Genomic DNA, 12,638 nt, shown 5'->3' on the forward strand with positions numbered 1-12,638 from the left:
ATCACATTTCAACAGGTTAGAATCGCTGGCACGCAGACTGCATGGTCAGTCTGCGCCCGCCCCTCAGTTTTCCCGGAGTAACGCCTTTGACTGCGACGACCATCAACAGCCTGTTCTTGATCGGCGCGTTGCTGGTAGGTGCGAGCATTCTGGTGAGTTCTCTTTCGTCCCGCCTGGGCATCCCGATCCTGGTGATCATCCTGGCCGTGGGCATGGTGGCCGGTGTCGACGGCGCCGGTATTCTTTTCGATAACTACGCCACGGCTTATCTGGTCGGTAACCTCGCATTGGCGGTCATCCTGCTGGACGGTGGCTTGCGCACACGGGTGTCGAGCTTTCGCGTCGCACTGTGGCCGGCGTTGTCGCTGGCCACAGTCGGTGTGTTGATCACCACCGGGCTGACTGGCCTGGCGGCGGCGTGGCTGTTCAACCTGAACCTGATCCAGGGCCTGCTGATCGGCGCCATCGTCGGTTCCACCGATGCCGCGGCGGTGTTTTCGCTGCTGGGCGGCAAGGGCCTGAACGAGCGGGTCAGCGCCACCCTCGAGATCGAGTCCGGCAGCAACGACCCCATGGCGGTGTTTCTGACCGTTACCCTGATCGGCATGCTCGCCAGCGGCGAAACCGGCCTGCATTGGAGCCTGCTGGGGCATCTGGTGCGCGAGTTTGGCATCGGCGCGGTGATCGGCCTGGGCGGCGGCTGGCTGATGCTGCAACTGGTCAATCGCATCAACCTGGCCAACGGCCTCTATCCGATCCTGGTCATCAGCGGCGGCCTGGCGGTATTCGCCTTGACCAACGCCCTGCACGGCAGCGGCTTCCTCGCGGTGTATCTGTGCGGCCTGGTGATCGGCAACCGCCCGGTGCGCAGTCGCCACGGCATCCTGCATATGCTCGATGGCATGGCCTGGCTGGCACAGATCGGCATGTTCCTGGTGCTGGGATTGCTGGTCACGCCCCACGACCTGCTGCCCATCGCCCTGCCCGCCCTGGGCCTGGCGTTGTGGATGATCCTGTTTGCGCGCCCGCTGTCGGTCATGGTGGGCCTGCTGCCGTTCAAGGCGTTCCACGGTCGCGAAAAGGCTTTTATCTCCTGGGTCGGCCTGCGCGGCGCGGTGCCGATCATCCTCGCGGTGTTCCCGTTGATGGCCGGCCTGCCCCACGCCCAGCTCTATTTCAACCTGGCGTTCTTTATCGTGCTGGTCTCGCTGCTGGTGCAGGGCACCAGCCTGCCGTGGGTCGCCAAGTTGCTGCACGTGACCGTCCCGCCCGAGCCGCTGCCGATTTCCCGGGCGGCGCTGGAAGTCCACGTCACCAGTGAGTGGGAGTTGTTCATCTATCGCCTGGGCGCGGAAAAATGGTGCATCGGCTCGCCCCTGCGGGACTTGAAAATGCCCGAAGGCACACGCATCGCCGCCCTGTTTCGTGGCCAGCAATTGCTCCATCCGTCGGGTAGTACCGTGCTGGAAGTCGGTGATTTACTGTGTGTTATCGGCCATGAACACGACTTGCCGGCCCTGGGAAAACTGTTCAGCCAAGCGCCGCAACGGGGCCTGGATCTGCGTTTCTTCGGCGACTTCGTACTCGAAGGAGACGCCCAGCTGGCCGCGGTTGCGGCGCTGTACGGACTGAAACTGGACGGCATCGATCCCGACATGTCCCTGGGCCGCTTCATTGCCCAGAAAGTCGGCGGCGCGCCGGTAGTCGGCGACCAGGTGGATTGGAACAACACCCTGTGGACCGTCGCGGTCATGGACGGGAACAAGATCGCCAAAGTGGGCGTCAGATTCCCCGAAGGAAGTCGCCCGGGTCCCGGCTTGTTCCTCTAAACTGCTCCCACTCTCACTTGCTCGACCGGTCTTTATGCCTACCCTGCGCTCCTTTTTCACCATCGCCCTGCTGGGCCTGAGTCTCTCCGTCTGCACACTGCAAGCCGCTGACCTTCCCGCCAGCGCTTCAGTGCAGTCCAGCCTGGACAAGATCGCCGACCGCAAACTGCCGGAAGCCGAGCAGAAAGCCCTGCAGGCGGTCTTGCAGAACACGCTGACCCAGCTCAGCAACAAGGCCGACTACGAACAGAAACTGCATGCGCTCAAGCAGCAACTGGCGACAGCGCCCAAGCAGAACATCGAGAATCAACGCGAGTTGGCGCGGCTCAAGGGCACCACGGCGGCGCCAGTGGCGCAACGCTACGCCAACCTGCCGATTCCCCAGCTCGAGCAAATGCTCACGGATCGCTCCACCCAGCAGGCTGACCTGCAAAAAGCCCTGGCCGATGCCAACAGTCTGATCATCACCGCCCAGACTCGCCCCGAGCGTGCCCAAGCGGAAATTTCCAGCAGCCAGACCCGCATCCAGCAGATCAACGCCATCCTCAAGGCCGGCCGAGACGCTGGCAAAACCCTGAGCGCCGAGCAGCGCGACCAGCTCAACGCCGAGCTGGCGGCGCTCAATGCGCTGATTCCGCTGCGCCGCCAGGAGCTGGCCGGCAACAGCCAACTGCAGGACCTGGGCAACAGTCAGCACGACTTGCTGATGGAAAAAATCGCCCGCATGGAGCAGGAAATCCAGGACCTGCAAAACCTGATCAACCAGAAGCGCCTGGCCCAGTCCCAGGAGACGGTGACCCAGCAATCCATCGAAGCCCAGAAGGCCGGTGGCAGCAGCCTGCTGGCGACCGAAAGCGCGGCCAACCTGAAGCTCTCCGACTACCTGCTCAAGAGCACCGACCGCCTCAATGAGGTCACCCAGCAGAACCTGCAGACCAAGCAACTGTTGGACAGCGTCACCCAGACCGACGCCGCTCTGGACGAGCAGATCAGTGTGCTCAAGGGCAGCCTGCTGCTCTCCAAGATCCTCTACAAGCAACGCCAGACCCTGCCGCGCCTGAAGATGGACCAGAACCTGGCCGACCAGATCGCCGACATCCGCCTGTACCAGTTCGAAGTCAGCCAGCAGCGCGAGCTGCTGAACAATCCCAGCGCCTATGTCGACAGCCTGCTGGCCTCCCAGCCGTCGGAGCAAGCCACACCGCAACTGCGCAAGACCTTGCTGGAACTGGCACTGACCCGCGTCGACCTGCTGGAGCGCCTGAACCGCGAATTGAGCGCAGTGCTCAACGAATCCATCACCCTGCAACTCAACCAGAAACAACTGCTCAGCACCGCCCAAAACCTGCGGGCGACCCTTGAAGAACAGATGTTCTGGATCCCCAGCAACAAACCGCTGGATTTCGACTGGATGCGCGGCGTGCCGATGCGCCTGGAGAAACAGGTCGACTCACTGCCCTGGGCTTCGAGCCTCAGTGAACTGGCCGATGGCCTGACCCAACGGCCGTTGCTGTTCCTGCCCCTGGCACTGCTGATCGGCGCACTGCTGTGGCGGCGCAAGAGTCTCTATGCCCGACTGAACAAGGTTCACCAGGACGTTGGCCACTTCAAGCGCGACAGCCAATGGCACACGCCCCAGGCAATCCTGATCAATATCCTCCTGGCGATGCCGTTGGCGTTGGCGCTGGCCCTGTGCGGCTACGCCCTGCAGATCGACGCTCGCGGCCAGAACGCCAACCTCGGCGCGGCGCTGCTGCAGATCGGCCAAGCCTGGCTGGTGTTCTACACGGCCTATCGAGTGCTGGCCCCCGGCGGCGTGGCCGAATTGCATTTCCGCTGGGAGAAACCCCAGGTCGAATTCCTCCAGGGCTGGATCCGCCGCCTCGGGCTGGTGGTGCTGGCGCTGGTGGCCGTGGTGGCCGTGGCCGAACTGCAACCCTCGGCCCTGGCCGACGACGTGCTGGGCATGCCGGTGGTGCTGACCTGCTACGCGTTGATGGCGTGGTTGCTCAGCCGTCTGCTGCTGAGCAGCCCGACACACAAGAACACCTCGCTGTTCCGCAAGGCGGTCGGGGTGCTGTTCACCGCCCTGCCGATCGCGCTATTCGTCGCGGTGTGCTTCGGCTACTACTACACCGCGCTGAAGCTCAGCGACCGGTTGATCAACACCCTGTACCTGCTGATGTTCTGGCTGGTGATCGAAGCCACCTTCGTGCGCGGCCTGTCGGTCGCGGCGCGGCGCCTGGCTTACCAGCGTGCCCTGGCCAAGCGCCAGGCCGCCAAGGAGGCCGGCGACGGCGAAGCGGTGGTCGAGGAGCCGACCCTGGACATCGAGAAGGTCAACGAGCAGTCCCTGCGCCTGATTCGCCTGGCGCTGCTGGGCGGTTTCATCGCCGCGTTGTACTGGGTCTGGTCGGACCTGATCAGCGTGTTCTCGTACCTGGACAACATCACCCTCTACGAATACACCAGCGGCACCGGCGCGAACATGAGCATGGTGCCCATCAGCATCGGTGACATGCTCGGGGCGCTGATCATCATCGGCATCACCTTTGCTTTGGCACGCAACCTCCCGGGCCTGCTGGAAGTGTTCGTACTGTCGAAGCTGAACCTGGCCCAGGGCAGTGCCTATGCCACCACCACGCTGCTGTCCTATGTGATTGCCGGCGTCGGTTTCGTCACCACCCTGTCCACCCTGGGCGTGAGCTGGGACAAACTGCAATGGCTGGTGGCCGCGCTGTCGGTGGGCCTGGGCTTCGGCATGCAGGAGATCTTCGCCAACTTCATCTCCGGCATCATGATCCTGTTCGAGCGTCCGGTGCGCATCGGCGACACCATCACCATCGGCAACCTGTCGGGCACGGTCAGCAAGATCCGCATTCGGGCGACCACCATCACCGACTTCGACCGCAAGGACATCATTGTCCCGAACAAAACCTTCATCACCGGGCAACTGATCAACTGGTCGCTGACCGACACCGTGACCCGGGTGACCCTGAAACTGGGCGTGGACTACGGCTCGGACCTGGACCGGGTGCGTGAACTGCTGCTCAAGGCCGCCCGCGAGAACCCACGTGTGCTGAAGGAACCGGAACCGATCGTGTACTTCCTCAACTTCGGTGAAAGTACCCTGGACCATGAACTGCGCATGCACGTGCGCGACCTCGGCGACCGCAACCCGGTATTGGACGAGATCAACCGATTCATCAACCGTGAGTTCAAGAAGGAGCACATCAACATCTCCTTCCGGCAGATGGAAATCTATCTGAAGAACCTGCAAGGCCAGGAATACAAACTGGTGCCCGCCGAGCCCGAGCACAAAACCCTCGGCCCCGTACCCTCGGCCGTAGCCAGTATCAAACCGGTGCCCGAGCCGCCGCACGACACACTCGACTGATGCGCGCTGCCTGAGGGCGGCGCGCCGGAGACGGCCATGAAAACGCTGGAAACCTTGACCTTCGATAACCGCTTCGCCCGCCTGGGCGACGGTTTATCGACCCACGTGCTGCCCGAGCCCATCGACAACCCACGACTGGTCGTCGCCAGCCCGGCCGCCATGGCGCTGCTGGACCTGGACCCGGCGCAAGCCCAGACACCGCTGTTTGCCGAGATCTTTGGCGGCCACAAGTTGTGGGCCGAAACCGAGCCCCGGGCGATGGTGTATTCGGGGCATCAGTTCGGTCACTACAACCCGCAATTGGGTGACGGGCGCGGGTTGCTGCTGGGCGAGGTGTACAACGAGGCCGGCGAGCACTGGGACCTGCACCTCAAGGGAGCTGGCCAGACGCCGTTCTCACGGATGGGCGACGGGCGCGCGGTGCTGCGCTCCTCGATTCGCGAATTCCTCGCCTCCGAAGCCCTGCACGCCCTGGGCATCCCCACCACCCGCGCCTTGTGCGTGATCGGCTCCGACACCCCGGTGTGGCGCGAAAAGCAGGAGCGCGCCGCCATGGTGCTGCGCCTGGCGCCCAGCCACGTACGCTTCGGGCATTTCGAATATTTCTACTACACCAAGAAACCCGAGCTGCATGCGGCCCTCGCCGAGCACGTGTTGAACCTGCATTTTGCCGAGTGCCGTGAGCAGCCGGAACCGTACCTGGCGATGTTCCGCGAAATCGTCGAGCGCAACGCCGAGCTGATTGCCAAATGGCAGGCTTACGGTTTCTGCCACGGCGTGATGAACACCGACAACATGTCGATCCTGGGCATCACCTTCGACTTCGGGCCGTTCGCCTTCCTCGACGACTTCGACGCCAACTTCATCTGCAACCACTCCGATGACCAGGGCCGCTACTCGTTCAGCAACCAAGTTCCCATTGGCCAGTGGAACCTCAGCGCCCTGGCTCAGGCCCTGACGCCGTTCATCAGCGTCGAAGCCCTGCGTGAGACCCTTGGCCTGTACTTGCCGTTGTACCAGGCCCACTACCTGGACCTGATGCGCCGCCGCCTCGGCCTGACCAGCGCCGAGGAGGATGACCAGAAACTGCTGGAGCGCCTGCTGCAACTGATGCAGAACAGCGGCGTCGACTACAGCCTGTTCTTCCGCCGGCTGGGCGACCAAGCCCCCGAACAAGCCGTCGCCAGCCTGCGCGATGACTTCGTCGATCTCAAGGGTTTCGATGCCTGGGGCGAGTTTTACATCGCCCGTGTCAACCGCGACGGCGCTGTCGATCAAGACCAGCGCCGCGCCCGCATGCACGCGGTGAACCCGCTGTATGTGCTGCGCAACTACCTGGCGCAGAAAGCCATCGACGCTGCCGAATCCGGCGACTACGAAGAAGTCCGCCGCCTGCACACGGTGCTGAGCAACCCCTTCGAAGAACAACCGGGCATGGACAGCTACGCGCAACGTCCGCCGGAGTGGGGCAAGCACCTGGAGATCAGTTGCTCGTCGTAACCCTTCCCGCCAAACACATCACCCTATGACGAGGGAGCTTGCTCCCGCTGGGCTGCGTTGTAGGAGCTGTCGAGTGCAACGAGGCTGCGATCTTTCCCCAGACACTTGAATCCCAAGCGAAAGATCAAAAGATCGCAGCCTTCGGCAGCTCCTACAGAGCCGAGCGGGAGCAAGCTCTCTCGCAACAAGAACCCTGCAACCATCGCGTTTATTTCGATATAGGACCATTCAGGAGCAGGCTACGCCGCCTTGCGCCATTGCCTACAACTGCGCCAGAATCCGCCGGCTTGTGCGCCTTGGGGTCGGGCTTTATCGTTTTCCCCGTCGCTGAAAATCAGCGATCGGGTTTAGCGATCCGACTCAACACAGACGCAACAATGCCCAGTCTCGATTGCAGTCTTTTACGTCTGCAACTCGCTTAATGGTGGCTGTGCGTGGGAGACCTTCTGGTCTACCCGGGGTTTCTGTGACCCGGATCGCTAACCTGCGTACAGCCGCCACCTTTACTTGTTTAGCGATAGGTCGTGGTGGCTCAACCAATCACGGAGATTCACCATGTTCAAAGCAACCCCCAACCCGCCAGATACCGATCCAGGCCACCCAAACTCAAAAGAATTCGACGAAACGGCTGACCGCGTCCTCGACTACTACCTCAACCCAAAACCCAGCAAACCCGAGGCTGATCCAGGCCAACTCTCATGGAACAAATTGCAACCATGTGATTTTTAAGGCTGAAAACACATATTGATCGTTCCCACGCTCCTGCGTGGGAATGTCGCCAGGGACGCTTCGCGTTCCGCTTCTGGGGTGTGACGCAGAGCGTCACGGGATGCATTCCCACGCAGAGCGTGGGAACGATCAAAAACAGATACCTCGTGGATGTCGCTCTAGTTCCCTGCGCGACAGCGCAGCGTCGAAGACGCGGCGGCCACTCCCTCGCCACAGTTAGCGCGCCAAGCCATCAAATAAAGGTCTCAACCGATACGCCGAAGCGCTCCGCCAACCAGCGGATCTGCCTTAAATTGAGCTGGCGCTTGCCGCTCAATATCTCCGATACCACCGACTGGGCGCCTATGCCCGGCAAATCGCTCTGGCTCAAACCGTGTTCGCGCATCAGATAACGAAGCGCCTCAACACCAGTGGCCTTGGGCATCGGCCGGTGTTGATGATCCCAGGCCTCGATCCATTCACCGATGATGTCCACCAGGCTCATCAGCGGATGGGCTTCTTCTTCGCCAACCAACTCCAACAATTCATCGAGCGCTGCAACCAACCGGTCGTAATCCTCTTCGCTCCTGGGCTTACGCAGCAGGGGCGACACAAACTCCCAATGGGCGGCGACTTGTTCGATCAGTGCACTCATCCCTTTTCCTCCTTCCACTTGCCTCTGTCGTATTCCCGATGGTCAAGCACGCATTTGATATACAGACGCTGCGCTCGGTATCGAATCACCGCAATCAGCCGCAACTTGTTTCCACCGATGTCAAACACATGCAGCGGACCGACCTTATCGGTTGCCGGAAATATGGATTTCATCGCCGCGAAATCAGCCGGACTATTGCGCTTGATCAGCCGATACCATTGATCCAACGCATTCGCTGAATGTGGCCATTTATCCTTGGCCTCCCAAATGCGTTTCTCAGTGATCACATGCATGCAACGTCCTTATCGCATTTTGCTATGGGGAAGTTAAACACAAATCTGGCGCATCGCAAATTGCGATAGCGCCAGTTAGACAAATGGTTAGCTCTTGCTGGTTTCCAGCCTAGTCGCCAAAGCTTTAGGTCTCGGTAAGAAATGTGAGCAGATATGAGTCCTGCTCACCCAACCTTATCGTTCCCCTGCTCAGGCGTCTCGATGCCCGGCTCTGCCTCTTCAACCCCCTTCTCCTTGGGTTTGGCCGCTGGCTTTTCCTCGGGATAGCCGGGCATGCCGCGGGCGTCTTCAGGGGTCAGTTCGTCCCGGTCGTGGCGACGGTCGGTGGCGTAGGACGCAGCGGCATTGGGGTCTTCGTCGCGACCGGCGGTGCCGAGCACGAAGCCGTCGTCGTTGGGGTTGTCCACTGCTTGGGCAATGGCTGGGTCTTGAGGATGGCTCATGGGACCTCCTGAGTCTGCAAACAAGTACGTGATGTCTTTTTGAGGCCGTGACACCTTTTCAGTGCGGCGCACCTGATGAATGGCAGCCTTGAGTACAAGCCCCACAATGGGATTGGAGTACGAGAGGGAGAGCCAGGTCGGCTACTAGGCCGCCTCGCGGTGGACGTTGATTTCGGACGCCCCGTTAACCACGCTGGCCGAACGCAGGCATTGTGGAGTGGGCATCCCGGCATGGATGCCGGGATAGCCGCGCTGGGCCATGGATGGCCCTTCGCGCGCTTTTCAAAAGTGAGCCGCCGTAAGGGCGGAACCCTAAGTGGCCGTTACCGCAGAAATGGATATGTACCCGATACCCGATCCCCCCCGACCAACTATCAGACCACCATCGCAAGCAAGCCCGCACAAGGGAAATGCGCTGACATAACTGCCTCCACACTACGCCATATCACTGTGGCTGAATTCCTCGGCCAGAAAATCAATCAGCGTACGCACCGACGGCAGCAACCCGCGTCGTGAAGCAAAGATCGCATGGACGATCCCGCACTTGGGCGTCCAGCCCGGCACCAGTTCCACCAATCGGCCAGCCGCTATGTCTTCGCGCACCACCACGGTGGGCAAGTGGGCGATCCCGATGCCGGCCAACACGGCGTGACGCAGGGCGAGCAGGTCGTCGGTGACCATGCGCGGCTCATGGCGGATCAGCGCACGAGTGCCGTCCGGGCCGAACAATTCCCACTGGTATTCACGCTGCGCCGCCCCCCAATGCACGCTGGGCAAGCCGTTGAGGTCTGCCGGGGAAGCCGGTGAAGACAAGCGTTCCAGGTACGCCGGGCTGCCCACCAGGCACTGGGTGCTGTTGCTCAGCACTTTCATGACCATGTCGGTGTTTTCCAGCGGCGGAAAGCGTACCCGCAAGGCGATATCGAACCCTTCATGGATCAGGTCCACCCGGCGGTTGGTGCTCTCGATGAACAACTCCACCCGAGGGTACTTGAGCATGTAGCGGGTCAGCATCGGCCCGACCCAACTGTTGAGCAGCGCCGTCGGGCAACTGATGCGCACCAGCCCCTGGGGCTCGGAGCGGTTGCGCTCGATCACTTCCGCCGCGCTCTCGGCTTCGACCCGCATCGCCAGGCAGCGCTGGTAATAGGCCTGGCCGATCTCCGTTAACGTGCAGTGGCGGCTGGTGCGATGGAGCAAGCGTACCCCGAGCCGATCTTCCAACTGAGCGATACGCCGGCTGAGCTTGGACTTTGGCATGTCCAACGCCCGACCCGCAGCGGCGAACCCACGGTGCTCGACCACCTGGGTGAAGTAGTAAAGCGTGTTGAGGTCTTCGATGATCGTTCTCCAAATAGAACGCTAAGGCGAATTTTTGCAGTCTAGCGCATCAAAGGTGTCAGTTTTAATCTACACCCATCGAAACGCAACACGGATTCAAACCGGCGCTTCGGCCAGACGAGTCACCGATCAATCGCTAAACCGACATTGAAAACCTTAACCACGCCGACACCTTCGGCAACCAAAACTTAATGAGGGCTACGCCATGACCACTTCCTACAACCGTCTCGACAAAGATAACGCCGCCGTTCTGCTGGTCGATCACCAAGCCGGCCTGCTGTCCCTGGTGCGCGACATCGACCCGGACCGCTTCAAGAACAACGTGCTGGCCCTGGCCGACCTGGCGAAGTACTTCCAGTTGCCGACCATCCTCACCACCAGCTTCGAAACCGGCCCCAACGGCCCATTGATGCCCGAGCTCAAGAGCCTGTTCCCGGACGCGCCGTACATCGCTCGCCCCGGCCAGATCAACGCCTGGGACAACGAAGATTTCGTCAAGGCGATCAAGGCCACCGGCAAGAAGCAACTGATCATCGCCGGCGTGGTTACCGAAGTCTGCGTGGCCTTCCCGGCACTGTCGGCCCTGGCCGAAGGTTTCGAAGTGTTCGTGGTGACCGATGCGTCCGGCACGTTCAACGAACTGACCCGTCAATCGGCCTGGGACCGCATGTCGTCCTCGGGTGCCCAGCTGATGACCTGGTTCGGCCTGGCTTGTGAACTGCACCGCGACTGGCGCAACGACGTGGAAGGGCTGGCGACCTTGTTCTCCAACCACATCCCGGACTACCGCAACCTGATGACCAGCTACAACACGCTGACCAACACCAAATAATCAGCAACGCGTACCCCCTGTGGGAGCGAGCCTGCTCGCGATGACGGCAGGACAGTCAATGATGTATTGACTGTCAGACCGCAATCGCGAGCAGGCTCGCTCCCACAAGGGTTTGCGGTGTGCTCTGCACAGTGTTCAAATCTTCACCAATGATCATTCCTTGAGACTGAACCCATGCTGATCCCCTGCCCCCATTGCAACGGGCTCAATCGCATACCCGCCGAACGCCTGGGCGACCAGCCCAAGTGCGGGCGCTGCAAGGCCCAGGTGTTATTGAGCAAGCCGTTCGAACTCAAGCAAGGCGACTACGCCAGCCAGATCAAGGGCGACCTGCCGTTGCTGGTGGATGTGTGGGCCGATTGGTGTGGGCCGTGCAAGTCCTTCGCGCCCGTGTTCGAACAAGCCGCCGCGCAACTGGCGGGTAAATGCCGGTTGGCCAAGCTCGACAGCGAGGCCAACCAGCAATTATCGGCGCAGCTGGGGATCCGCTCGATTCCCAGCCTGATCCTGTTCAAGAACGGCCGGGAAGTGGCGCGCCAGAGCGGGGCGCTGCCGTTGCCGCAGCTGATGGCCTGGTTGCGCAGCCAGGGGATTTGAAGCCATGAGATAAATGTGGGAGCGGGCTTTGTGGGAGCAAAGCTTGCTCGCGATCCAGGCGCTGCGGTCCTCAAGAGACCGCGGCGTTTTCATCGCGGGCAAGCCTTGCTCCCACACGGTTGCTCCCACATTGGTTTTACACAGGCCAGATCAGGCGCTTTCCAGCAGGCTATGCAACTCCATGAACTGCAAGGTCAGCTTGTGCCGTGGGTCGAGGTGGATCAGCGGCAGGCTGGCCTGGTGGGATTCGCGCATGCGCACCGAACTGCTCAGGTACACCGGTAATACCGGCAACCCTTCGGCGATCAGTTCGTCGAGAATCTGCTGCGGCAGGCTGGCCCGGGCCTGGAACTGGTTGACCACGATGCCTTCGACTTCCAGGCCTTCGTTATGGTCGTCCTTGAGTTCTTCGATTTCCGCCAGCAGGCCATACAGCGCCTGCCTGGAGAAGCTGTCGCAGTCGAAGGGGATCAGCACCCGATCGGCGGCGATCAATGCTGAAACCGCATAGAAATTCAGTGCGGGCGGGGTATCCAGGTAAATCCGGTCGTAATCTTCCTCCAGCTCTTCGAGCAGTTTGCGCAGCTTGTTGATCTTGTGCTTGGCCTCAAGTTTTGGCTGCAGATCCGTCAGCTCCGCCGTGGCGGTGATCACGTGCAAATTGTCGAACGGCGTTTCGTAGATATCCACCTTGTTCTTTTTCGAGAACGGCCCGGACGACAGGGTTTGCTTGAAGAAATCGGCAATGCCCATGGGAATGTCATCGCCGGTCAAGCCAGTCAGGTATTGAGTGGAGTTGGCCTGGGCATCCAGGTCCACCAACAGCGTGCGATAGCCTTCGCTGGCGCTGACTGCCGCCAGATTGCAGGCGATGCTGGATTTGCCCACGCCACCTTTCTGATTGAACACCACACGCCGCATGTCAAAACCTCCGTGTATCAAAGATTCCCGAGTGTAGTAGGCAGCGACACCGCTTAGCTACCTTCTGCGTAGAAGGACTACAGCAACAGTGGCTTTTCCAACGATTCAGACGTCAATTCGCC

The 12,638-nt window shown here is 61.0% G+C and carries 10 protein-coding genes and 1 pseudogene; 6 read left to right on the top strand and 5 right to left on the bottom strand.

The window, feature by feature from the left end; all coding sequences use genetic code 11:
- Positions 1-86: 86 nt before the first annotated feature.
- The 4 genes and pseudogenes from ASC85_RS06600 to ASC85_RS32065 form a co-directional block, all read left to right on the top strand.
- Positions 87-1,829 carry a potassium/proton antiporter gene (locus ASC85_RS06600; RefSeq protein WP_057448715.1) on the top strand — a complete coding sequence of 581 codons (1,743 nt, stop codon included), beginning with the start codon at positions 87-89 and terminating at the stop codon, positions 1,827-1,829.
- Positions 1,830-1,863: 34 nt separating this feature from the next.
- Complete coding sequence (gene mscK / locus ASC85_RS06605; protein WP_057448716.1) at positions 1,864-5,226, top strand: mechanosensitive channel MscK; 3,363 nt, start codon at positions 1,864-1,866, stop codon at positions 5,224-5,226.
- 36 nt (positions 5,227-5,262) lie between these two features.
- Positions 5,263-6,726, top strand: coding sequence for a protein adenylyltransferase SelO (gene selO, locus ASC85_RS06610; protein ID WP_057448717.1), 1,464 nt, complete (start codon positions 5,263-5,265; stop codon positions 6,724-6,726).
- A 555-nt stretch (positions 6,727-7,281) separates the two neighbouring features.
- Positions 7,282-7,422: pseudogene (locus ASC85_RS32065) on the top strand (DUF6124 family protein); the annotation flags it as partial.
- Between the two features lie 265 nt (positions 7,423-7,687).
- On the opposite strand, the gene ASC85_RS06615 reads toward ASC85_RS32065, so the two are convergent.
- The 4 genes from ASC85_RS06615 to ASC85_RS06635 form a co-directional block, all read right to left on the bottom strand.
- Positions 7,688-8,089, bottom strand: a complete 402-nt coding sequence (locus ASC85_RS06615; RefSeq protein WP_003197061.1) for a helix-turn-helix domain-containing protein — start codon at positions 8,087-8,089, stop codon at positions 7,688-7,690.
- Positions 8,086-8,382, bottom strand: a complete 297-nt coding sequence (locus tag ASC85_RS06620; protein ID WP_003197059.1) for a type II toxin-antitoxin system HigB family toxin — start codon at positions 8,380-8,382, stop codon at positions 8,086-8,088. Before ASC85_RS06620 ends, ASC85_RS06615 begins: the two co-directional genes overlap by 4 nt.
- 164 nt (positions 8,383-8,546) lie before the next feature.
- Positions 8,547-8,825 (bottom strand): hypothetical protein, encoded by a 279-nt coding sequence (locus ASC85_RS06625; protein WP_057448718.1) that lies wholly within the window; start codon positions 8,823-8,825, stop codon positions 8,547-8,549.
- A gap of 435 nt (positions 8,826-9,260) precedes the next feature.
- Positions 9,261-10,166: a LysR family transcriptional regulator gene (locus ASC85_RS06635; RefSeq protein WP_201785292.1), complete on the bottom strand. Its 906-nt coding sequence runs from the start codon at positions 10,164-10,166 to the stop codon at positions 9,261-9,263.
- 205 nt (positions 10,167-10,371) lie between these two features.
- Here ASC85_RS06635 and ycaC point away from each other — a divergent pair, with 205 nt between their 5' ends.
- Positions 10,372-10,998 carry an isochorismate family cysteine hydrolase YcaC gene (ycaC, locus tag ASC85_RS06640; RefSeq protein WP_057448721.1) on the top strand — a complete coding sequence of 209 codons (627 nt, stop codon included), beginning with the start codon at positions 10,372-10,374 and terminating at the stop codon, positions 10,996-10,998.
- A 174-nt stretch (positions 10,999-11,172) separates the two neighbouring features.
- Complete coding sequence (gene trxC, locus ASC85_RS06645) at positions 11,173-11,595, top strand: thioredoxin TrxC (protein WP_057448722.1); 423 nt, start codon at positions 11,173-11,175, stop codon at positions 11,593-11,595.
- 150 nt (positions 11,596-11,745) lie between these two features.
- Here the strand turns inward: trxC and ASC85_RS06650 are convergent, their stop codons facing one another.
- Positions 11,746-12,516 carry a ParA family protein gene (locus ASC85_RS06650; RefSeq protein WP_003197050.1) on the bottom strand — a complete coding sequence of 257 codons (771 nt, stop codon included), beginning with the start codon at positions 12,514-12,516 and terminating at the stop codon, positions 11,746-11,748.
- Positions 12,517-12,638 lie beyond the last annotated feature (122 nt).

Origin of the sequence: Pseudomonas sp. Root401 (assembly GCF_001425105.1) — a bacterium.
GTDB lineage: Bacteria > Pseudomonadota > Gammaproteobacteria > Pseudomonadales > Pseudomonadaceae > Aquipseudomonas > Aquipseudomonas brassicacearum.